A 20,834-nucleotide genomic window follows, 5' to 3' on the forward strand; every position below is an offset into this window, starting at 1 on the left:
CCGGTTTGTAGTGGGACGATAGGCGGGGTTGCTGGTCGAGGCAAAGCGAATTGTTCGTCATTTTGAAGGCGCCACCGTGGAAGCCGAACTCAGGCGGCCTCGATGAACCGGATGACCGTCTCGCCATAGTTGCGCTCGTCGACAACCGAAAAGCCCGGCCCTGCCTCGAACGGCGCCGCCGCGGCTTCCTCGACGACGCAGAGCGCGCCGGGGGCGAGCCAGCCGCCGGCCTTGGCCGAGCGCAACGCGCGTTCGCCAAGGCCTTTGCCATAGGGCGGATCGGCAAAGACCAGGCCGAATGCGGCGATGGTGCCCGCCTCGCCCAAGCCCGTCGCGTCGCGGCGGAATATCTTGGTGCGGCCGGTGAGGCCGAAGGCCTCGACATTGCTGCGGATCAGGCCGCGCCCTTCGGCGGATTCTTCGATGAAGACAGCGTAGGAGGCGCCGCGCGACAGCGCTTCGAGGCCGAGCGCGCCGGTGCCGGCGAACAGGTCGAGCACGCGCGCGCCGTCCAGTTTTTCAGGAAAGCGATGCGCCAGCACGTTGAAGACCGCCTCACGCGTGCGGTCGGTGGTCGGGCGGATGGCAAAGGTGCGGGGCGTCGCCAGCGGACGCCCGCGAAACTCACCGCCGACGATCCGCATTGCTTCCCTTCGGGCCGCCGCGCGGCCGGTCGCCACCGCCATCCGGGCGCTCGCCGCGCGGTTTGCCGAACGGCTTTGCACCGCCGCCTTGCGGCTTGCCGCCGGGCTTGCCGTAAGACGGCTTGAACGATGCCTTGCGCGCCTTGTTTTCCGCCGCCTTGGCGGCGTCTGCCTCCGCCCTGCCCTTGCCGATCGGCCGTGCGCCCGGCGCCATCCAGACATTGGCCTTGCGCTGGCCCGGCGGCTCGATCGGCCGCTGCTCGCGTTCGGATTTTTTCTCACCGAAGCCGCCACGAGGCTTGTCGCCGCGGGGTTTGTCCCCGAAGTCGCTGCGTTCAGGTCTGGGGCCACGCTCGCCAAAGCTCTTTTTTGGCCCAAAGGTCCTGTCAGGGCTTGTCGACAGCTTGCCGAGCGCTTCGTCGCGGCTGCCTTCGCGGCGCTTGCGGTTCTTGATCAGGCCGCCCTCGCCGATCGGCCGGCGTTCGCCGTCGCGGGTGAATTTCGGCCGCTCGGGCTCCTCTTCGCGCTCACGCCTGACCGGCTTGTTGGAAAACGGCTTGGCGATATCGGCATCGAAATTGGCGCCGGACTCTTCGACCAGGCGCTCGCCGAGCTGGTCGCGCAGCACGCGGCCCTTGATCTCCAGCACATGGCCTTCCGGCAAATCGTCGAGTTGAAACGGCCCGTAGGAAATGCGGATCAGCCGCGTCACGTCGAGACCGAGCGCGCCCAGGATGTTCCTGACCTCGCGGTTCTTGCCTTCGCGCAGGCCGAGTGTCAGCCAGGCGTTCGAACCCTGCTCGCGGTCGAGCGTCGCCTCGATGGCGCCATAAAAGACACCGTCGACGGCAATGCCTTCGCGCAGCCCGGCAAGCGCGCTTTCCTCGACCTTGCCGTGAACGCGCACGCGGTAGCGTCGCAACCAGCCGGTCGCCGGCAGTTCGAGCACGCGCGACAGGCCGCCATCATTGGTGAGCAGCAGCAGGCCTTCGGTGTTGATGTCGAGCCGGCCGATGGTCATCAGCCGCGGCAGCCCGGGCGGCAGCACATCGAAGACGGTCTTGCGGCCTTCGGGATCGCGGTTTGTCGTGACCACGCCGGCCGGCTTGTGGAACAGGAACAGCCTGGTGCGCTCGATCGGCGGGATCTCCATGCCGTCGAGATGGATGATGTCGCCGGGCATGACGTTGAAGGCCGGCGAGGACAACACCTTGCCATTGACCTTGACGCGGCCGGCCGCAATCAGTTCCTCGGCGTCGCGGCGCGAGGCCAGGCCGGCACGCGCCAGCCGCTTGGCAATGCGTTCGCCGGCTTCTTCCGTTGCCTCGACGCGACGCGGGCGCGGCTTGAAGCCGCCTTCCGATGCGGCCTGTGCCGTTTGTGCCCCATGGGGTCGATCGCCGCCAAAATCACGCTTGGGACGGTCGAAGCGCCTCTCGCCGCGCTCGCCTTCGACAGCTGCCGGCCGGTCGCCGCGCGGAGTGTAAGGCTTGCGTGGACCCGAGCGCTGTTCATAAGGCTTGCCTTCCGGACGCGGCCCTTTGCTGAATGGCCGGTCGCCGCCTTTGAAGTCGCGCTTCGGCCGCTCGCCTTCGGCAGCTGCCGGCCGGTCGCCGCGCGGCGCATAAGGCTTGCGTGGACCCGAGCGCTGTTCATAAGGCTTGCCTTCCGGACGCGGCCCTTTGCTGAATGGCCGGTCGCCGCCTTTGAAGTCGCGCTTCGGCCGTTCGCCTTCGGTCGCCGCCGGCCGGTCGCCGCGCGGAGCGTAAGGTTTTTTGGCGCCGAAGGACGGCTTGCCGCCCTTGCCGGGAGCGCTATCGCGACCACGCGTCCCTGCCGGCTTCGGGCCGGCCTTGCGCGGGAATTTCTTGTTTTTGTCGTCCATGTGGCCTTTGCTCGTTTGCGCGGGTAGTAACAGGATCGCGCTCTAGTGGCGAGGAGATAATCGGAATGGAAACCGCGTGAAGCGGCAGGATTTCATGGCACTGGCGCTGAAAGAAGCCGAAGCCGCCGCCCAGCGTGGCGAGGTGCCGGTTGGCGCGGTCGTCGTCGGCGGCGATACGGTCGTTGCGAGTGCCGGCAACCGCACCCGCGAGTTTGCCGATCCCACCGCCCATGCCGAGATGCTGGCGATCCGCGAGGCCTGCCGCAAGCTTTCCAGCGAGCGGCTCAGCGGCCACGATCTCTATGTGACGCTGGAGCCGTGCGCCATGTGTGCCGGCGCCATCTCCTTCGCCAGGCTGCGCCGGCTTTATTTCGGCGCTGCCGACGAGAAGGGCGGCGCAGTGGTCAACGGCGTTCGCTTCTTCACGTCACCGACCTGCCACCATGTGCCCGACATCTATCCGGGCATGGCCGAGAACGCAGCAGCAGCATTGCTGAAGGACTTTTTTCGCGAGCGACGCGGAGCCTGATTTTCTGGTCCGGCAGACGGTCCATCCAAGTCAGCCAATCCAGGGCAAGAACGTCTCTGGCGCCGTCAGCCTACCAGGGCAGCCAGTCGAACATGCCGCCGCTCTTACTCTTGGCGGCCGCCTCCCTCTTGAGGCGGCGTTCCTTCTTGTACTCGTCCTCGCCGAGGTCACCCTGCGGCGCGGTGGCGGCGGCAGCGCGGTATTGCACCGGTGGCTCGCTCAGATATCTGCGGGTGGTCGGGTCGCCCTGTTTGCCTTCAGCCCGGCGGCGCATGATTTCCGCGGCGCGGCTCTTGTCCGAATCGGCCGGAGTCCAGGCTGGCGGGTGGCTCGAGCCCGACAGCTTCAGCGCGGCCTTGACCGACGCCGGATCCGTCTGCACGTCATCGATGACCTGCGCCTGGTAGGCCGGGTCGTCCTGATGCAGGGTGGCATCGGCGCGCAGGCGGGCACGGCGCTGCTCCGGCGATTCGGGCCATTCGGCACTCGCCGTCTCGATGCTTTCCTGCGGCGGCGGCAAGACTTCCTTCTGCCCCGGCCCTGGCTTCACCAGTGTGGGGCGCGGCTTGTAGTCGATACTATCCTTGCGCTTGGGTGCGAAGGAAAAAGCCCCGGTGAGGTCGCCGGCAAGCTGCGCGCCCGCGGTCTTGTCTGTCCCGTAAGTGGGCGAGCCCATGCAGCCGGACAAAGCGAGGCCCGATACGACAAGCGGCGCCAGCAGCGCAACGCGCGCGTAAGTTCTCTCGGTCATGCCAAAAAGTCCCACTGTAGACAGCCTCTCGATTGCCGCCGGCCAAAGAAAGGTCCGGTCCCCATCGCCTATGCTCTTCCGACGGAATTCCGGCGACAATTTGTCGTCCGGAGTTTCGCGTGTTTACCTCAACCACTCGTTAAGGGCAACGCGCGGGGGCCGATCGGCCGCCCGCCGTGGCATTTGTGCACCGCCTTAAAGACGGCTCAAAGCCTTCAGCTCATGCAGAACAGCGGCGTCACGGGCCGAAACATCCGGGAATTCCGGATCTGAGCCGACATCGGCGGTGTAGCGCCAGGAGCGCGCGCACTTCACCAGGCCACGGTCCTCCGCCTTCTCGACGACCACGGCGACGCCCTTGACGTCGTCGAGGGTAAAGCTGCCCGCCGACGCCTTGCCGTGCACGATTGCCAGATCGCTGGTGATCGCCATCTCGGCCATATCGACATCGGCGATCGCCGCTTCGAGCACGGCATCGTCGAGGGTAACGACCGGCACCGCTTCCAGCGAAGAGCCGATGACCTTCTGCGCGCGGGCAATTTCCAGCGCGCCGGTGACGACACGGCGAACCTGCCGAACCTTGCGCCACTTCTCCGCCAGCGCTTCGTTCCTCCAGTCCGCCGGGATTTCCGGGAACTGGTCGAGATGCACGGAGACCGCATCCGGATGACGGTCGAGCCAAGCCTCTTCCATGGTGAAGGGCAGCATCGGCGCCAACCATTTCACCAGGCAGTCGAAGAGATGGCGCACCACCTGCACTGAAGCCTTGCGCTTCACGCTGGAAGGCGCTTCGCAGTAAAGCGCGTCCTTGCGGATGTCGAAATAGAAGGCCGACAGCTCTACCACCATGAAGTCGAGCAGCGCGCGGGTGATGCGCTTGAATTCGAACGCGTCGTAGCCCGAGCGTACGACCTCATCGAGTTCAGCGAGCCGGTGCAGCATCAGCCGCTCCAGTTCAGGCATCTTATCCAGCGGCACCTCCTCGCCATCGTCGTGGGCGAGCGTGCCCAGCATCCAGCGGATGGTGTTGCGCAGCTTGCGGTAGGCGTCGATATTGGTCTGCAGCACGTTCTTGCCGAGCCGCTGGTCTTCCCAATAATCGGTCGTCACCACCCACAGCCGCAAGATGTCGGCGCCGGACTGCCTGATGACGTCCTGCGGCACGACGGTGTTGCCGAGCGACTTCGACATTTTCCGCCCCTCCTCATCCATGGTGAAGCCATGGGTGACGACGGTGTCGTAGGGCGCCCTGCCCCTGGTGCCGCAGCTTTCGAGCAGCGAGGAGTGGAACCAGCCGCGATGCTGATCGGAGCCTTCGAGATAGACGTCGGCCGGCCATTTCAGGTCGGGCCGGTCCTCAAGCGTGAAGGCATGCGTCGAGCCTGAATCGAACCAGACATCGAGGATGTCCATGACCTGCTGCCATTTCGAGGCATCGTGATTGCCGAGGAACCGCTCCTTGGCGCCGGCGGCGAACCAGGCGTCGGCGCCTTCTTTCTCGAAGGCGTCCATGATGCGCCGGTTGACTGCCTCGTCGCGCAGCACATTGCCGTCGGCATCGGCAAAGACGGCGATCGGCACACCCCAGGCGCGCTGGCGCGACAGCACCCAGTCGGGGCGCTCCTCGATCATGGCGCGGATGCGGTTCTGGCCGGCGGCGGGCACGAAGCGGGTATCGTCGATGGCTTTCAGGGCGCGGCTGCGCAGCGTCGTGCCGTCGCCAAGTTCCTTGTCCATATAGACGAACCATTGCGGCGTGTTGCGGAAGATGATCGGCTTCTTCGAGCGCCAGGAATGCGGATAGGAGTGCTTCAGGCGGCCGCGCGCGAACAGCGCGTTGCGCTTGATCAGCTCGTCGATGACAGCCTGGTTGGCGTTGCCCTTCTTGCCATTGTCGTCGATGACGCGCGCCGCTCCACCCTCGCGGTCCGGGCCAAAGCCCGGCGCGTCCTTTGTGAAGAAGCCGGCATCGTCGACGGTGAAGGGGATCGCGGTGTCGATGCCACGCTGGCGAAGATCAGAGGCAGCATCCATCCAGGCGTCGAAGTCTTCGCGGCCATGTCCCGGCGCGGTGTGGACGAAACCGGTGCCGGCATCGTCGGTGACGTGATCGCCGGCGAGCATCGGCACGGGGAAATCGTAGCCGCCACCCAGAGCTTTGAGGGGATGCGAAAGCGTAAGGTTTTCAAGCTCTTCGGCGCCAACGCTGCGAAGCCGATTCAGAGTGACCTTGGCCTTCGCGGCAGCGTCGTCCGCAAGCTTCTCGGCAAAGATCAGCTTTTCGCCGGGCTGAGGACCAAAGGCGTTCTCGGCCGCCGTAACCTCGTAGAGACCATAGTTGATGCGCGGCGAGTAGTTGACGGCGCGGTTGCCGGGGATCGTCCACGGCGTCGTCGTCCAGATGACGACGTTGGCATCAAGCAGATCGAGCGACGTCTGCGTCAGCTTGGGATCCAGGGCTGGCTGCCCATCCTCGATGTTGATGACCTGGCGAGCGAGGCTGACGACCGGAAACTTCGCCCAGATCGTGTCCGACTCATAGTCCTGGTATTCGACCTCCGCCTCGGCCAGCGCGGTGCGCTCGACCACGCTCCACATCACCGGCTTGGAGCCGCGATAGAGCTGGCCGGACATTGCGAATTTCAGCAGCTCGCCGGCGATCCGCGCCTCGGCATGGAAAGCCATCGTCGTATAGGGATTGTCGAAGTCGCCGACGACGCCGAGGCGCTGGAATTCGGAACCCTGCACCTTGATCCAGTGCGCCGCAAACTCGCGGCATTCCTGCCGGAACTCGTTGACCGGCACCTCGTCCTTGTTCTTGCCCTTGGCGCGGTACTGCTCCTCGATCTTCCATTCGATCGGCAGGCCGTGGCAATCCCAACCGGGTACATAGTTCGAGTCATAGCCGCGCATCTGGAACGAGCGGGTGATGACGTCCTTGAGGATCTTGTTCAGTGCGTGGCCGATATGGATGTTGCCATTGGCGTAGGGCGGGCCGTCGTGCAGCACGTATTTTTCGCGGCCGACTGCGTCTTCGCGCAACTTGCGGTAAAGGTCCATGTCCTGCCAGCGCTTGACCAGCAGCGGTTCCTTTTCCGGCAACCCGGCGCGCATCGGGAAATCCGTCTGCGGCAGGTAGAGCGTTTTGGAATAATCGATCGTCTCGGCGGTCTCGGTATCAGTCATTCGTCTGCCATATGCGTTGCCGGCGGCAAAAGAGCCCGGGCGTTGAACTATCATGATCTGGAAAAAGCGCGAGAGGCCGCGCGCAAGATTCCCGGCGGCTCCGGCGGCGGTCAGGCCGCCCGGAACACCGGGCCTGTAATTCGTGTCGCAGTCGCGAATGCGCTGATAAAGTGCGTCATGACCGGGCTTTTAAACGAGGCCGGCCCTATTGAAAAGCCCGAACTCTGATGCTTCCTCCTAAGAGCATGTACCAACTGCGGTTTACATTTCACAGTTAGCGCGCCGGAAGGAACGAAATGTGACTCTGACGATTACTGAGTCCGAACGCGCCCTGCGACTTCGTATTTCAACGATGGCGGATCGTGTTTTCGGCAACCATGAAAGGGCGCAGCGCTGGCTGCGTAAGCGAAGTCGGGTGCTCAACGAGGCGCCCATCAATCTCCTACAATCCGAAACAGGTGCGATGCTTGTGGAAGAGGAACTCAACCGCATCGCCTACGGCATAGTCGCCTGAGCCATGCGGCTGCGCGCAGTATATAACCTGCGACATCACATCGAGAAATCGAAGCGATAGGTCGTCGACATGCCGATCATGAACTGATCCCTGGAGCCGCGCTCCTTGACCAGGCTGGAATCGGCGGCCGGGCCCATCAGGCGGGAATATTCGCCGAACAGACTGGCCGTCATCGGCTCGGTCACCTTCCAGGTCACCGCGCCGCCCAGGCCCGCCGACTTCACCCCGCCGCCGGGATGATATTCGCTAAGTCCCGAGGCCAGGGACTCCTTGGCATCAACCCCGTAATAGGCCTCGAAATAGTCCGATGAGGCGAACGAAACGCGCGGTCCGGCCGAAATCCTGACGTCGGGCGTCACATCGTAAAAGGCGTCGGCGGCGATGTCGGCGACAAAACCGTTATGGGCGCGAATGCCGTGCCGCAATTCGGCGCGGGCACGCAGCCAATTCAAAGGATAGAATTCGAAGAAGCCGCCAGCCTCGCCGCCCCAGCGCACCGGGTCGAGACCCTTCAATTCGTCGGCGTCACCACCGTCGCGGGAAAACAGGAACTTGCCCGTCAGGCCGGCGCGGATGCCGCCATCGTCGATCAATGCCAATGAAATATTGTCGTTGCGCGAGGTGAAGCGCGCCGCGGGACCAGCCTTGCCGAGCGAGATGATCGGCGAGGCACTGAGCAGGTACTTCTTGCCGCCCTCGAAATTCGGAGCAACCATGCCGGTGGCACCGACGGTCAGGTACCAGTCTCCGGACAGCCAGCCGAAGGTGCCCTCGCCGGCCTTGGCAACGCCGCAGGTGCCGAGCATGAATGCGGCCAAGATCGTCGGGACAGACCGCATCGTTACTCCATACGTCGAACGCATTGGCGGATACACCAGCCTTGACTGAAGCCATGGCGCCAGTTCGGTAAAATTTGACTTAATATCCGCAACATTGGCCGCGTTGGCCGGCCTGTTCCGCGTTGCAGTCGATTGTTTGGCGCACCAAGATTCCAGATCAAGTGTTTGGAATACGATAGCAGTTGCCTCGGCAGGGGTTACAAACATTCGCGGACAAACATGCCTGCGCTGTGAAGAGCACGGCGACCGGCGCTCAACCCCGCATTCCAAACCGGCCAAGCGTGAATCATATGCGGCCAAATTTCGAGACCTACTTTGACGTCAGCCGCGCCAGCGGCTTCGGCGAGCCGAGTTGCGTCCGACAACAGCGTCTCGGCCGAACCGGCTTGTATCAGCATTGGGGGAAATCCGCTCAGATCGGCGAACAAGGGCGAGATCAGCGGATCGCGCCGACCAACGCCATTGGGAACATAGGCCGTTGCCAGTTCCTCCAAATACGCCCGGTGGATGATAGGGTCGATTGCGTCCTTGGTTGATAGTGTCGCGCCGGACATCGAAAGGTCCGTCCAGGGCGAAACCAGCCAAAGACATTGCGGCAACGGCTCGCCTGCCGTGCGCAATATACTGACCAGGCACAGAGTGAGGTTGCCGCCCGCACTGTCTCCGCCAACCACGATGCGATCCGACGCGATGCCTTGCCGCCTCAGAAAGCGCCATGCGGTGAGTGCGTCTTCATGTTGCGCAGGGAAAGGATGTTCCGGTGCGCGGCGATAGTCGATCGCGAGGGTGCGCATTCCCATTCCCCGACCTGCCTCGGTCACCATTCGACGATGACTTTTAAGAGAGCCGGAGCAGTAGCCACCACCGTGGAAAAACAGCAGAATCTTGTCCCTGTCACTCCCAGGCGCCAGCGACCACTCTCCCTCGAGGCCATCGAAAACCACATGCTCGCATCGGATGTCCTCCGCGACTGGCCACACCGAACCGACTTCGTCGAGCCGTGCCCGGCGTTCGTCCCAGCGGACCGTTCGAGGCTTTGAGGTCAACAACCTGCGGACGGCGTTGATCTCCGTCAGATCGAGGTGTTCGTCCGCATCGCTCATTTTGCTTCCCTAGCCTCATCAAGCGTAGAAAACGGCATATAGCAGCAGCACACGTCATCGTATAAAGGGCCAATGCCAGCACTGGGAATTTTCGTTACACTTGCGCCGCGGCGAATACACGGGACGACGGGTCGCCCGTAAACCCGCTTGTTATCTTTTAGCACTGGCTCACCCCCACATGATCGAATTATTCCATCTGGTATTTGGCCGCTTCGGGTCAAAAACGGAGGTCTAGCGGATCGCTCGGGAGTGTGGCGCTCACAGCCTGCTCGCTGGACGGGCAAGGCGATCGGCGCTACCTTCCGGAACAAAGAAGCTAGGCAACCTTGAGGGAAAAGGGCAATGACCGTGCACAGCGATGCCATGAAAGACGCCATTGGCCAGACGCGGGCGAAATGGGGGTGGTTCGTGGCGCTCGGGGTGCTGCTGCTTGTCTTCGGCGGCATCGCCTTCGGCAATCTGTTCATCGCAACCGTCGCCTCCGTCTTTGTCGTGGGCTGGCTGATGCTGATGGCCGGCATTGTCGAGATTATCCATGCCTTCGGCGTGAAGACATGGGGCCGTTTCTTCTATTGGCTGCTCAGCGGCCTCCTCTATGCCGTCGCCGGCTTCTTCGCCTTCGACAATCCGGTCCTCGCCTCGACGGTGCTGACCTTCCTCCTGGCGGTCGCACTGCTTGCCTCAGGCGTGCTCAGGGCCTGGGTCGGCTACAGCCACCGGCCGCAGCCCGGCTGGGGCTGGGTGGTAGCGGCCGGCGTCATCAGCGCGCTGGCGGGACTGGTCATCGCCATGGGCTGGCCGGTCAACAGCGTGTGGGTGCTGGGCCTGTTCCTGGCCGTCGACCTGATCTTCCAGGGTTGGAGCTTCATCGCCCTTGGCTTGGCGCTGAAGAGATAAATTCTGGTTGAGCATGATCTTAATCGGAAAACCGGTTCCCACTTTTTTGCTTCGCTGACCTTCGGTTCGGGACCATGCTCTAAAAAGCTATGGCCGCGTCCAGCCCGGAAAGCGGCCTGACGCCGGCGAGCAGTGCCTTCGCCTCGGCCTCGTCACGCTTCATCTGGGCGACCAGCGCGTCAAGCCCGTCGAACCTCACCTCCGAGCGCAGGTAGCCGAAGAAGGACACGGCACAAATCTCGCCGTAGAGGTCGCCGGAAAAGTCGAAGACGAAGGTCTCCAGCAATGGCGCGCCATTGTCGTCGACCGTCGGCCGGCGGCCGAAGCTGGCGACGCCATCGTGAAGCGAACCGTCGGCGCGGCGGAAGCGGACGGCATAAATCCCTTCCTTGAGGGTGGCTTCCGGCGAAAGCCTCATGTTTGCGGTCGGAAAGCCGAGTGTCCGGCCGAGCTGCTGGCCGCCGATCACCTCCGCCTCGACGGTGAAACGGTAGCCGAGCAAACCGGCGGCCTCGGCCACATTGCCCTCGCACAGCAGCGTGCGTATGCGGCTCGACGACACCACCTCGGCGCTTTCGTCGCGAAACGCATCCACCAGCGTGACGCCGAAGCCGTGGCGCTCGCCGGCAGCCATCAGATAGGCCGGGCCGCCCTGGCGGTCCTTGCCGAAATGGAAATCGAAGCCGGTGACGGCGTGGCTTATGCCGAGATTGCGCTCGAGCACGCCGGTGACGAAAGCCTCCGCCGACAAGGCGGCGAACTCGCGTGTGAACGGCTGCTCGACCAGCGCCGCAAAGCCCAGATGCGACAACAGCCGCGCCTTCATCGGCGGCGGCGTCAGCACGAACAACGGCATGTCCGGCCTGAACACCTTTCGCGGATGCGGTACGAAGGTCAGCACCAGGGCGGGTACGCCGCGACGCTCCGCTTCGGCGCGCGCGCGTTCGAGCACCGCCTGGTGGCCGCGGTGGACGCCGTCGAAATTGCCGATAGCCACCACGCCGCCGCGCAGATGGGCCGGCAGCGGTGCGGTTGCGGAAATGCGTTCGAACATGGCCGTCATGGCTTGAACCTATTGCAGCCTGGGAATCACCGCGACCGGCCTGTAGCCATATTTTTCCAGGAAGGCCGCGAGCCTGGCCGGATCCGGCTGCAGCGTCTCACCGTAATCACGGGCATGGATCCCGCCCGATACGTAGAGCACGTCGAAGCCATTGTCGGCCGCGCCCTTGATGTCGGTCATCATGCCGTCGCCGATGGCCAGAACTTGCGAACGCTCGACCGGGCGGCCGAGAATGACGGCGATCTCCTTCATGGCGACATCATAGACCGGCGCGTAGGGTTTGCCGGCGATCAGCGTGCGTCCGCCAAGCTGTGCGTATTCGCGGGCCAAAGCGCCCGCGCACCAGATCATGCGTTCGCCGCGCTCGACGACGATGTCGGGATTGGCGCAAATGAAGGGCAGGTTCCTGGCACGCAGCCGCAGCAGAAGATCGGCATAATCCTCCGGCTTCTCCACCTCGTCATCGAACAGGCCAGTGCAGACCACGCCGGATGCTTCGAACTCCTCGACGAGTTCGACGTCGAGGCCCTCATAGAGCGTGAAATCCCGATCGGCGCCTATGTGGAAGATCTTTCGCGGCCCTTCCGCGATCAGGTCGCGGGTAACGTCGCCGGACGTCACGACACGGTCGTAGGCGGCGGGAGGAACGCCGATGGCGTTCATCTGCGCCACCACGTCGGCGCTGCGACGCGGCGAATTGGTGATCAGCACGACAGGTATTTTCGCCGCGCGAGCAGCGATCAGCGCGGCAGCCGCCGCCGGGAAATGCCATTCGCCGTTGTGCACCACGCCCCAGACGTCGCACAGGATGGCTGAATAGGCTCCCGACAAGTCTGCGAGCGAACCGATGATGTCGGGCGAATCCGCCATGCCGTTGTCCCTGTACCATGATGCTTGCGAGCGCCGCGACCGACGGTCCGCCGCGACCGGTTGGGATTAACCGAAGCGCTTCACCCTGTCACCAGCTTTCATAGCGCCGCAAGATTGTCGCACGGGGACGCCGGCGAGGACGCGATGGTGAAAGCTTTTCTTTTCCAGCGCCTTATCCCCTTTTTTAGAGGCTTTGCCGCGGGAAGCTCGGAGCAGCATTGCCGATTGCGGACGCGTGGTTAACAGGGATTGAAAACCCGTACCGGCCTTGAACGTATTTCAGCAATCGGAAATTTAAAAATGCGTGGCATCGTCCGGGAAAAATGGGGCGGGCGGGAATGCTGAAGGCAATAGTCGGAGAATTCCGACACGACAGACGTGGCAACTACTCGTTAATGACTGCAATCACCATTGTGCCGCTGATGGCCGGTCTGGCGCTCAGTGTCGACTACGGGGAGTTGCTGCGCCAAAAGCACGAAACGCTGAACGCCCTTGATGCGGCCGGCCTCGCCGCCGCCCAGCAGATCGTTGCCGGCGCCAGCGACGACGACGTCAAGGCCTACGCCAAGACATTTTTCGAAACCAATCTCGCACGTATCGACCCGGCGAATACAGCGCTGACCGTCACGCTGCCCAACAACAATGCCGGCGGCGGCACCCTGAAGCTCTGCGCCAGCCTCACCTTCCATCCCTATTTTCTACCGGCCGCCAGCCTGCTGATCGGCGGCACGGCAAGCGACACGACCTTCACCGAATGTTCGGAACTCCGCCTCAAGAACACCCTCGAAGTCGCGCTTGTGCTGGATAATTCCGGCTCGATGAGCGATCTCGGCTCCGGCACCGGCGAGAAGCGAATAAACCTGCTGAAGTCGGCCGCCAAGCAGCTTGTCGATACGCTGGCGCTTCAGGCGCAGCAGATGAAGCAGATTACCAAACCGGTGCAGTTTTCTCTCGTGCCGTTTGCGGCCTCGGTCAATGTCGGTCCTACCCACGACCAGGACGGCTGGATGGATCAGGACGGCATGTCCCCGATCCAGCACGAGGATTTCGACTGGACGACGATGAGTGCCGCCAACAATCCCGACAAATATGCCGAGAAGCTCAACGGCGTCTGGTACAAGCGCGGCACCGGCTGGGGCGAGACCAAGGACCAGCCGCTGACCCGTTTCAGCCTCTACGCCGACATGACGGTCGAATCGGGCCGCGAAGAGGTACCCAATTCGAAGCAATATGTCTGCGACACATACAAGAAGAACGGCACCTGCCAGTACGGCCATTGGAGCGCACCGGAATATATCTACACCACAAGCCGCTATGCGAGCTGGCAAGGTTGCGTCGAAGCACGGCCATATCCCTACAATGTCAGCGACACCACGCCCGATACAACCGCGCCGGCCACGCTTTTCGTGCCGATGTTCGCCCCGGATGAGGCTGGCACTCTGTGGCTCGATTTCAACCGTGACGGCATCAACGACGTCATCGGCACGTCCTACAATTACGGCAACAACTGGTGGGCCGATTGGCCCTATGTCGCCGGTCCTACCGCTTCCCAGCGCCAGTCTGACATGCGCAAATATTTCCTTGTAAAACCATACGGTTCGCAATCCGCAGCCGCAGGCGATGGGCCGAATTCCTCCTGCACCACCAACCCGATCACGCCGTTGAAGGACGTCAGCCAGGACGCAGAGAAGCAGGAGATCAAGGACGCCATCGACGCCATGGCGCCGAACGGCAACACCAACGTGCCGGAGGGCCTTGCCTGGGGCTGGCGAACTGTATCGAGCAACCCACCGTTCACCGATGGTCGGCCGAACAGCGAGAGGGGCAACGACAAGGTGGTCGTGGTGCTGACCGACGGAGCCAATACTTATAGTGCCGTCAGCGACGGCAGCTACGCCAACAACAGGTCGACCTACGCCGCCTACGGCTACACTGGGCTGACCTATCCGGGATCTGGAAGCGTAACCCGCCTGTTCATGAATACCAGCACCGATATCGGCAAGACCACCTATACCGGTGTCAACTACACGGCAGCACTCGACGAGCAGATGAAAACGCTCTGCGCCAATGCAAAGAATTCGAACATTCTGGTGATGACGGTGGCGCTCGACCTGTCGCCCACAGATGCCAGCGACAAGAAGGCAATCGATGCGCTGAAGGCGTGTTCGTCGGATTCGCGCTTCCGCAAGGATTCGGCCGACCCGAGCAAGCCGGCCAAGCTGTTCTGGAATGCGACGGGCGCGACGCTGTCGGACAATTTCAAGGAAATCGCCAACGAATTGTCGAACCTGCGCATCGTCGGCTGAAGGCGATGGGATTGGCGACTAAGGCAGGGGCCCCGGCGCACTGGCGCAAAGGCTCCTGCCCTCATGCCCTTGCGGGTGATGGAAGCATGTGGTGAGTGTCCTCATCCGGAGATGCGCTCTTGCCTGAACCCGCCAACCACCTTGCCTTTGCGCTGGTCTGCCTCGGCATGGTGCTGACGCCCGGCCCGAACATGATCTATCTGATCTCGCGCTCGCTGTCGCAAGGGCCGAAGGCCGGACTGATCTCGCTGGGCGGCGTGGCGCTCGGTTTTTTGTTCTACGTGCTGTCGGCGGCGTTCGGCATCACCGCGTTGCTGCTCGCCGTGCCCTTTGCCTATGATGTGCTGCGCCTTGCCGGCGCGCTCTATTTGCTGTGGCTCGCCTGGCAAGCGGTGAAGCCCGGCGGGCGCTCGCCCTTCCAGATCCGCGAACTGCCGAGAGACAGGCCGCGCAAGCTGTTCGCCATGGGCCTGATGACCAACCTGCTCAACCCGAAGGTGGCAGCGCTCTATCTGTCGCTGCTGCCGCAATTCATCAGCCCCGGCAAGGGCCACGTGCTGTCGCAGCTTCTGGTGCTCGGTGCCACACAGGTCGCGATCAGCCTGACCGTCAACGCCATCATCGCGGTGACGGCCGGTTCGATCGCCCTCTTCCTCGCCGGGCGGCCGCTATGGCTGGTGATCCAGCGCTGGATGATGGGCACGGTGCTGACCGCGCTGGCCGTCAAGATGGCAACCGACGCGCAACGCTGATCGGTCCTACATCGGCCGCCGGTCCGGCTGTGCCCGCTCCGGTTCGACCACCCTGCGGTAAAGATGCCAGGTCGCGTGGCCAAGGATGGGCATGACGACGGCAAGCCCGGCAAATAGCGGGATCGAGCCGATGACCAGCAGCACGGCGACCATCAGGCCCCACAGCGCCATCTGCAGCGGGTTTGTCAGAACTGCCCTTGCCGACGTCTCGATTGCCGAGACCGCGCCGACATCGCGGTCGAGCAGCAGCGGAAAGGCGACGACGGTCGTCGCCAGCACGATCGCGGCAAAGGCGAACCCGGCCAGGTTGCCGAGCAGGATCAGCGTCCAGCCCTTGCTGGTCGTCAGCACCTCGCGAATAAAGCCGACAATAGAGGCCGGAGGCTGATTGCCGTACAGGCTGGTATAGATCGATTGCGCGGTGAACAGCCAGAGCAGGAACAGTACCACCAGCATGATACCGATGACCGCAATCGCGGGCAGCGCCGGAGAGTGGCGCACGTCGAGCGCATGCCACCAGGATGTATCCATGCCGAACTCGCGCCGGCGGCTGATTTCGTAAAGGCCGATAGCGGCGAACGGACCGACCAAAGCGAAGCCGGACATCAGCGGATAGATGAGTTGGATGGCGTTCGAGCCCGACGTCCACTGCGTCAGGATCAGGCCGACCACCGGATAGATCAGGCACAGGAACACGTAGTGCGACGGCTTGGCCCAGAAATCCTCTACGCCGAGACGGAGCGCATCGAGCAGATCCTCGGTGCTGATGCGGCGCACCGTGGGCTGTACATGCATTCCACGTGCGTCCGCCATGACATGAAAGCCGGCCATAACTTTTCTCCCGTGGGTCGGGACGGCCGCCGCCAGGATGGCCGCCCGTAGCTGCCACTTCTCGTATAAGCACTATGGTAGTCGATTTAGGGGTGATTGTCGCCAAGTCGATGGTCACGATGGTAAATCCCGGTTATAGATTTCCGACGCCACCATCGACGAGCAGTTCCGTGCCAACGACGAAGCTCGACTCATCCGATGCTAGAAACACCGCCGCCTTGGCGAGTTCCCAGGGTTTGCCCATCCGGCCGATCGGCACTAGCGCGCGTATCTGATCGCCAAGCGCCTTCTCGTCCGCTTCGGGCAGACCCAGCTTGCCCAAGGCCGGCGTCTCGGTCGGCCCGGGGCTGAGGCCATTGACGCGAATACCGCGCTCGATCATCTCACCCGAGAGGGTGCGCGCCAACGACAGGAGGCCAGCCTTGCTGGCGGCGTAGGCGCTACTCTGGGGCAGGCCGATATGGGCACTGACCGAACCGCACAGGATGATCGATGACGGGTTGGAGAACATCGGCAACAGGGCTTGGATCAAAAAGAACGGCCCCTTGAGATTGGTCTGCATCAGACGGTCATAGACCACCTCGTCCCAATCCTGAAGGGGCTGATGCATCACATCGCCGGCGTTGATGTTCAGTATGTCGAGCCGAGGCCAGCACTGCGCGAGTTCGGCGGCAAGCGCACGCTGATCAGCGAGGTTGCCGGCATCATTCCTGATCACCTGCGCCGATCCGCCCAGCTCGCGCTGCGCAGCTTCCAGCCCGGACGGGCTCCTGCCAGTGATTGCCACCGTCGCACCCTCGGCCAGGAACTGGCGCGCGGTTTCGAGACCGATGCCACTGGTTGCCCCGGTAATGAGGGCATATTTGCCTTTCAAGCGACCCATGATTTGGCGACCCATGATTTGGCGACCCATGATTTGCCTTCCCAAAGACGATGAGAATGGCATTGTCGACACGATAGTATGCTTTGTATAGTAGGCACCGAATGGGTACTAAAGGAAATAATTTCGTGGCGCAGGCAAAAGCCATCGAGGTAACGCCAGTCGAAGGCGGAAATGGCACGACCGATCGTTGCCCGATGATCGATTTCGTCAATCTGGTTTCGGGAAAATGGGCCATTCCCATTCTTTATCGCCTGATCGTCACCGGTTGTCCGATCCGCTTCGGCGAGCTCCAGAGGGCCGTCGCACCGATTACGCAAAAGGAGCTCACGCGGCAGCTGCGCCTGTTCGAACATCGCGGTCTGGTCTATCGGAGGGTCTATGCCGAGATGCCGCCGCGCGTGGAGTATGAGATAACGCCGCTGGGTAGAACCTTGCGTGGCACGCTGGATTCGCTGGCCGACTGGATGCGTGTCAACGCATCCCACCTGATCACCTGACTAATCGTGCACGGATTGTTTGCCCTGCCCGGCTAAAGCCACAGGCGGTCACCGCGCGGCACCACACTTTGGCGCCGCGCGGCTGAGATGCGTGACAAAAGCTAGGCAGCGAAACGATCGATCACTTCGGCCAGCGGGACATGGCCAAGACAGGCACCCGAACCCGCCGGCTTTTCGCCACCCTCGATGGCCTGTGCGTAACGCACGGCCGGATCGGCTTCGATGCGGCGGCGTAGCGCCGCCAGTTTGGGATAAGCGGCGCCGTCGACCGCCTGGTGGAACTCCGCCCAGCGCGCCACGCCGATCAGCGTGGTATCGGCAAGCGTCAGCCGGCCGCCGACCAGGAAATCCGTGTCGACGATCATCGCCTCGAGCTGGTCATGGCGGTTGGTAACGACCTTGCGGCCAAAGTCACGCAAGGTCGCCAGCAGCACCGGTTCGGCCGGCTCCATTTCATAAGCAGCCCAGAGCGGGGTGAAAGCGGCGGTGAAACCGGTGTTCACGAAAGCCATCAGCTGGTGCATCCGGTTGGCTTCCGGCGAGCGAGACTCAAAGCTGATACGACGTTGCGTATCGCGAGCTTCGAGCCAGGCGGCAATCGCCATGGTCTCGGTGAGCACCCTGCCTTCGTCGGTGATCAACACCGGCGTTTCCTGGCGGCCGTTGATACTAGCATAGGCGTCGTTCTTCATCTCAGCGAGCATGTCGACACGACACAGGCGGTAGGGCTGTCCGAGGCGTTCAAAAGCAGCGACAAGCCCCATCGAACTTCCCAGCGGGAAGCCGTAAAGGAGAATAGGTTCCATTTCTTTCTCTCTTCCATGTTAGGGGTCACGCTGCGCAGCGAAACTTGACCCTAAACGCTGGTCGCCCCATGTAAATTACGCACTATTCTGTAACCAGGTCCCCGCCATGAAAGATGTCGTCTCACGCTGCCCGATCGAGGAGACCATGCGTGTGCTCAGCGGTCGCTGGCCCACCTTGCTGCTCTATTATCTCAAGGACGGTACCAAGCGCTTCAGCGACCTGAGGCGTGACAATCCGACAGTGTCGCACCGCATCCTGGCGCTCGAACTACGCAAGCTGGAGGAAGCCGGGATTGTGCGGCGAACGGCGCGTACCGGCTATCCGCTACGCGTGGATTACGACCTCACGGAGCCCCGGTCTCAAGCTTGTGCCACTCATCGACGCCCTGGGCGATTGGTGGGAAGATACCGAGGACGATCGGGCCAGCCGGGCTACATCGACGCCGGAAACCAAACTCGTGGCGGCGGAATAGCCGACCGGCGATCACCGCGCCGCCAAGAACTGCCGGCGAGAGCCCAGCGCTCCAAGCCGTTCATACATTAGATCCCGCAAGACCAAGGCGACCGGCTATGAGGCGCGCCATGTGGTCGGCCAAACCGGACAAGGCACGGGCCATCCAGCACCAACTGCTGTAGCATAGCTCGCCAATCCCGATCACCTGACCCGCCGTTCGATCTCATTGCCCGATCAGATCGGCTTGACTATGCTGGATGGCTGTCGCTTTCGATCCTGACGTGAACGAAGAGCCTACTTATCCTGTTGAAGTTTCTCCTGAGACTCTGCCATTTGATCGTCCCCAAGTTCCATATTGTGCATCGTTGCAATCAACCATTCGTCATGATCCCGCGTCGCCACTACGCTGATTAATCCGCGCCGACGCGGCCATTCGTTTCCCATCGGATCGAGCGCGCCAGTCATAGACCACCGCAGGTCGAGCGTGGCAACATCAGGGCGAACAAGCCTGTTCCGCACGCTTTCGGCGGATAGATGGCTGTGCTTGAACATCTTCTCAAAAATTGGGGCATGGAACTGCTCGATCTTGTCACGTCCAGTCGCCTGCATACCGAAGACGTTTGTAAACTCGGCATCTGCCGCGAATACGGCGGCAAAGGCGCGAGCATCGTGACGATTCCAAGCTTCGATCAGCCTGTGCGCGACACTTTCCACCCCTTCAGTTCGGATGTTGCCGGTAGCCATGCTGACCTCCTGTCATATAGTTCGGTTGCCATACTATATGGGCACCATATAAGTTTGGAAAGATGGATAATCAGCCATACACGCAGTCTCTGCTTCTCTATGCTTATCAATCGTCGGCGAGCGCTTTGGTCCAGGTTCTCCGGGAGAGCGGCCATTCGGCAATCAAGCCCAAACACGGCGCTGTATTCGCCAACATCGACGCGGAAGGAACCCGATCCAGCGTCCTCGCAGAGCGTGCTGGCATTGGCAAAGCATCGATGGGTGAGTTGATCGATGAACTGGAGCGCCTTGGTTATGTTCGGCGTTCGCATGATCCGAACGACCGACGGGCCAAATTAATCGTTGCAACTGACGCGGCGCTTGCGGTGATCCGGACCGTCCACGATTTCAATCAGCGTCTCGAAGACCAATACCGAAGGTTGCTTGGTGCTCAGGCGTACGAATCGCTCCGGTCGTCACTGCAAGCGATATCCCCCAGCAAAAATTTGCAACCGAGGATACCTCGCCAGCGCTCGTGAAGCCGCAAAGGTAGGGCAAAAGAAACTCTCTGTCCGTGAAGGCCTGACTGGGTATCGAGCTCCTGGGAGTGTCGAGCCCGAACAGCCGTCTGGGCGAATGCTGCCATCCGAGCAGGCCTGTTTCGATTGAGCGGTGAAATCAATCTGACACAGTGCCATCGCGTCAAAACCATTCATCACGCATTTTCACCGCCCTGCCCGGCAAAAGCCATGATCGCGGTTATGTCAGGCGGGCATGACCGTTACGAAAATCGAAAATTATCAGGCACAACCAAGCCTAAGCAGGCGCGTGCTGCTCAGAGCTGCCGGCCTTGGCGCCCTTGCCGGGCTCACCGCCTGCGCAACCGCCGTGCTGCCTACCGGTGAAAGCGCCGGTGTCTCTGCTTCCGCCGCCGGCACGCTGGCCGGCATCCGCGCTTCGGCGGGTCTGGGGCCGCTCGCCCCCGATGCCCGGCTCGAGCAGGCGGCGCTCCAGCAGGCCGGATATATGGCACGCGGCGGCCGAATGAATCACACCACCGGCTTGGGCAAGGACTTTGCCTCGCGCGTCAAAGACAATGGCATTGCCGGCGCTGCCGCCGAAAATATTGCCGAAGGCCGCTTCGACCAGCAGAAGCTGTTCGATATCTGGGTGCATTCGCCAGGCCACCGCCGCAACATGCTCGACCCGCGCTTCACCCGCTTCGGCCTCGCCTATGTGCGCGACGGCCGCGACAGCACGCTTCGCTACTGGTGCCTTGTGCTCGGCAGATAACTTCCACC

General features: G+C 62.5%; 21 protein-coding genes and 1 pseudogene. 10 read left to right on the top strand and 12 right to left on the bottom strand.

What is annotated here, in order from left to right; all coding sequences use genetic code 11:
* Positions 1–89: 89 nt before the first annotated feature.
* Positions 90–644, bottom strand: coding sequence for a 16S rRNA (guanine(966)-N(2))-methyltransferase RsmD (gene rsmD / locus NKH93_RS19100; protein ID WP_352820471.1), 555 nt, complete (start codon positions 642–644; stop codon positions 90–92).
* Positions 625–2,529: a pseudouridine synthase gene (locus NKH93_RS19105; protein ID WP_352971406.1), complete on the bottom strand. Its 1,905-nt coding sequence runs from the start codon at positions 2,527–2,529 to the stop codon at positions 625–627. Before NKH93_RS19105 ends, rsmD begins: the two co-directional genes overlap by 20 nt.
* Before the next feature lie 76 nt (positions 2,530–2,605).
* On the opposite strand from NKH93_RS19105, the gene NKH93_RS19110 reads away from it, so the two are divergent.
* The gene (locus NKH93_RS19110) at positions 2,606–3,058 is read left to right on the top strand and encodes a nucleoside deaminase (protein WP_352474534.1); all 453 of its coding nucleotides are present in this window, start codon (positions 2,606–2,608) and stop codon (positions 3,056–3,058) included.
* Positions 3,059–3,128: 70 nt separating this feature from the next.
* Here the strand turns inward: NKH93_RS19110 and NKH93_RS19115 are convergent, their stop codons facing one another.
* Entirely contained in the window at positions 3,129–3,809 is a 681-nt protein-coding gene (locus tag NKH93_RS19115; protein ID WP_352453465.1) for a hypothetical protein, read from the bottom strand.
* A 195-nt stretch (positions 3,810–4,004) separates the two neighbouring features.
* Positions 4,005–6,995, bottom strand: coding sequence for an isoleucine--tRNA ligase (gene ileS, locus NKH93_RS19120; RefSeq protein WP_352820305.1), 2,991 nt, complete (start codon positions 6,993–6,995; stop codon positions 4,005–4,007).
* A 42-nt stretch (positions 6,996–7,037) separates the two neighbouring features.
* Here ileS and NKH93_RS19125 point away from each other — a divergent pair, with 42 nt between their 5' ends.
* Both NKH93_RS19125 and NKH93_RS19130 read left to right on the top strand, forming a co-directional pair.
* Positions 7,038–7,223, top strand: coding sequence for a hypothetical protein (locus NKH93_RS19125; protein ID WP_352820303.1), 186 nt, complete (start codon positions 7,038–7,040; stop codon positions 7,221–7,223).
* A gap of 70 nt (positions 7,224–7,293) precedes the next feature.
* Positions 7,294–7,509, top strand: coding sequence for an antitoxin Xre/MbcA/ParS toxin-binding domain-containing protein (locus NKH93_RS19130; RefSeq protein WP_352531066.1), 216 nt, complete (start codon positions 7,294–7,296; stop codon positions 7,507–7,509).
* 35 nt (positions 7,510–7,544) lie between these two features.
* Here NKH93_RS19130 and NKH93_RS19135 read toward each other — a convergent pair whose 3' ends face one another.
* Both NKH93_RS19135 and NKH93_RS19140 read right to left on the bottom strand, forming a co-directional pair.
* On the bottom strand, positions 7,545–8,348 hold the full coding sequence (locus NKH93_RS19135; RefSeq protein ID WP_352820301.1) for a MipA/OmpV family protein: 804 nt from the start codon (positions 8,346–8,348) through the stop codon (positions 7,545–7,547).
* A gap of 197 nt (positions 8,349–8,545) precedes the next feature.
* Positions 8,546–9,451, bottom strand: a complete 906-nt coding sequence (locus NKH93_RS19140) for an alpha/beta hydrolase (protein ID WP_352820299.1) — start codon at positions 9,449–9,451, stop codon at positions 8,546–8,548.
* A 342-nt stretch (positions 9,452–9,793) separates the two neighbouring features.
* On the opposite strand from NKH93_RS19140, the gene NKH93_RS19145 reads away from it, so the two are divergent.
* On the top strand, positions 9,794–10,348 hold the full coding sequence (locus NKH93_RS19145; RefSeq protein ID WP_352685523.1) for an HdeD family acid-resistance protein: 555 nt from the start codon (positions 9,794–9,796) through the stop codon (positions 10,346–10,348).
* 79 nt (positions 10,349–10,427) lie between these two features.
* On the opposite strand, the gene NKH93_RS19150 is transcribed toward NKH93_RS19145, so the two are convergent.
* A complete protein-coding gene (locus NKH93_RS19150; protein ID WP_352541594.1) occupies positions 10,428–11,411 on the bottom strand; it encodes a bifunctional riboflavin kinase/FAD synthetase in 984 nt (327 codons plus the stop codon).
* A 9-nt stretch (positions 11,412–11,420) separates the two neighbouring features.
* Positions 11,421–12,281 carry a TIGR01459 family HAD-type hydrolase gene (locus NKH93_RS19155; protein ID WP_352503369.1) on the bottom strand — a complete coding sequence of 287 codons (861 nt, stop codon included), beginning with the start codon at positions 12,279–12,281 and terminating at the stop codon, positions 11,421–11,423.
* Between the two features lie 338 nt (positions 12,282–12,619).
* Between NKH93_RS19155 and NKH93_RS19160 the strand changes: the two genes are divergently transcribed.
* Together NKH93_RS19160 and NKH93_RS19165 are read left to right on the top strand one after the other, a co-directional pair.
* Entirely contained in the window at positions 12,620–14,587 is a 1,968-nt protein-coding gene (locus tag NKH93_RS19160; protein WP_502896465.1) for a pilus assembly protein TadG-related protein, read from the top strand.
* A 119-nt stretch (positions 14,588–14,706) separates the two neighbouring features.
* On the top strand, positions 14,707–15,339 hold the full coding sequence (locus NKH93_RS19165) for a LysE family translocator (protein WP_352685524.1): 633 nt from the start codon (positions 14,707–14,709) through the stop codon (positions 15,337–15,339).
* 6 nt (positions 15,340–15,345) lie between these two features.
* Here the strand turns inward: NKH93_RS19165 and NKH93_RS19170 are convergent, their stop codons facing one another.
* Complete coding sequence (locus tag NKH93_RS19170) at positions 15,346–16,170, bottom strand: DUF2189 domain-containing protein (protein WP_352503372.1); 825 nt, start codon at positions 16,168–16,170, stop codon at positions 15,346–15,348.
* A 133-nt stretch (positions 16,171–16,303) separates the two neighbouring features.
* Positions 16,304–17,053, bottom strand: coding sequence for an SDR family oxidoreductase (locus tag NKH93_RS19175; RefSeq protein ID WP_352569766.1), 750 nt, complete (start codon positions 17,051–17,053; stop codon positions 16,304–16,306).
* A 125-nt stretch (positions 17,054–17,178) separates the two neighbouring features.
* On the opposite strand from NKH93_RS19175, the gene NKH93_RS19180 reads away from it, so the two are divergent.
* Positions 17,179–17,550, top strand: coding sequence for a winged helix-turn-helix transcriptional regulator (locus NKH93_RS19180; RefSeq protein WP_352503373.1), 372 nt, complete (start codon positions 17,179–17,181; stop codon positions 17,548–17,550).
* A gap of 101 nt (positions 17,551–17,651) precedes the next feature.
* Here the strand turns inward: NKH93_RS19180 and NKH93_RS19185 are convergent, their stop codons facing one another.
* On the bottom strand, positions 17,652–18,356 hold the full coding sequence (locus NKH93_RS19185; protein WP_352770825.1) for a glutathione S-transferase family protein: 705 nt from the start codon (positions 18,354–18,356) through the stop codon (positions 17,652–17,654).
* A gap of 106 nt (positions 18,357–18,462) precedes the next feature.
* Here NKH93_RS19185 and NKH93_RS19190 point away from each other — a divergent pair.
* A pseudogene (locus NKH93_RS19190) lies at positions 18,463–18,829 on the top strand (winged helix-turn-helix transcriptional regulator).
* 275 nt (positions 18,830–19,104) lie between these two features.
* On the opposite strand, the gene NKH93_RS19195 reads toward NKH93_RS19190, so the two are convergent.
* Positions 19,105–19,554: an SgcJ/EcaC family oxidoreductase gene (locus tag NKH93_RS19195; protein ID WP_352616835.1), complete on the bottom strand. Its 450-nt coding sequence runs from the start codon at positions 19,552–19,554 to the stop codon at positions 19,105–19,107.
* 62 nt (positions 19,555–19,616) lie between these two features.
* Between NKH93_RS19195 and NKH93_RS19200 the strand changes: the two genes are divergently transcribed.
* A complete protein-coding gene (locus NKH93_RS19200; RefSeq protein WP_352685527.1) occupies positions 19,617–20,072 on the top strand; it encodes a MarR family winged helix-turn-helix transcriptional regulator in 456 nt (151 codons plus the stop codon).
* 235 nt (positions 20,073–20,307) lie between these two features.
* Entirely contained in the window at positions 20,308–20,826 is a 519-nt protein-coding gene (locus NKH93_RS19205; RefSeq protein WP_352971411.1) for a CAP domain-containing protein, read from the top strand.
* The last annotated feature ends 8 nt before the right edge of the window (positions 20,827–20,834 follow it).

The sequence above is a fragment of the Mesorhizobium sp. M0954 genome, assembly GCF_040319155.1.
Taxonomy (GTDB): Bacteria; Pseudomonadota; Alphaproteobacteria; order Rhizobiales; family Rhizobiaceae; genus Mesorhizobium.

Coding starts and splice junctions, on each gene's coding strand:
- rsmD (WP_352820471.1), bottom strand. CDS start 644: ATGCGGATCGTCGGCGGTGAGTTTCGCGGGCGTCCGCTGGCGACGCCC.
- NKH93_RS19105 (WP_352971406.1), bottom strand. CDS start 2,529: ATGGACGACAAAAACAAGAAATTCCCGCGCAAGGCCGGCCCGAAGCCG.
- NKH93_RS19115 (WP_352453465.1), bottom strand. CDS start 3,809: ATGACCGAGAGAACTTACGCGCGCGTTGCGCTGCTGGCGCCGCTTGTC.
- ileS (WP_352820305.1), bottom strand. CDS start 6,995: ATGACTGATACCGAGACCGCCGAGACGATCGATTATTCCAAAACGCTC.
- NKH93_RS19135 (WP_352820301.1), bottom strand. CDS start 8,348: ATGCGGTCTGTCCCGACGATCTTGGCCGCATTCATGCTCGGCACCTGC.
- NKH93_RS19140 (WP_352820299.1), bottom strand. CDS start 9,451: ATGAGCGATGCGGACGAACACCTCGATCTGACGGAGATCAACGCCGTC.
- NKH93_RS19145 (WP_352685523.1), top strand. CDS start 9,794: ATGACCGTGCACAGCGATGCCATGAAAGACGCCATTGGCCAGACGCGG.
- NKH93_RS19150 (WP_352541594.1), bottom strand. CDS start 11,411: ATGACGGCCATGTTCGAACGCATTTCCGCAACCGCACCGCTGCCGGCC.
- NKH93_RS19155 (WP_352503369.1), bottom strand. CDS start 12,281: ATGGCGGATTCGCCCGACATCATCGGTTCGCTCGCAGACTTGTCGGGA.
- NKH93_RS19160 (WP_502896465.1), top strand. CDS start 12,620: ATGCTGAAGGCAATAGTCGGAGAATTCCGACACGACAGACGTGGCAAC.
- NKH93_RS19170 (WP_352503372.1), bottom strand. CDS start 16,170: ATGGCCGGCTTTCATGTCATGGCGGACGCACGTGGAATGCATGTACAG.
- NKH93_RS19175 (WP_352569766.1), bottom strand. CDS start 17,053: ATGGGTCGCTTGAAAGGCAAATATGCCCTCATTACCGGGGCAACCAGT.
- NKH93_RS19185 (WP_352770825.1), bottom strand. CDS start 18,356: ATGGAACCTATTCTCCTTTACGGCTTCCCGCTGGGAAGTTCGATGGGG.
- NKH93_RS19195 (WP_352616835.1), bottom strand. CDS start 19,554: ATGGCTACCGGCAACATCCGAACTGAAGGGGTGGAAAGTGTCGCGCAC.
- NKH93_RS19200 (WP_352685527.1), top strand. CDS start 19,617: ATGGATAATCAGCCATACACGCAGTCTCTGCTTCTCTATGCTTATCAA.
- NKH93_RS19205 (WP_352971411.1), top strand. CDS start 20,308: ATGACCGTTACGAAAATCGAAAATTATCAGGCACAACCAAGCCTAAGC.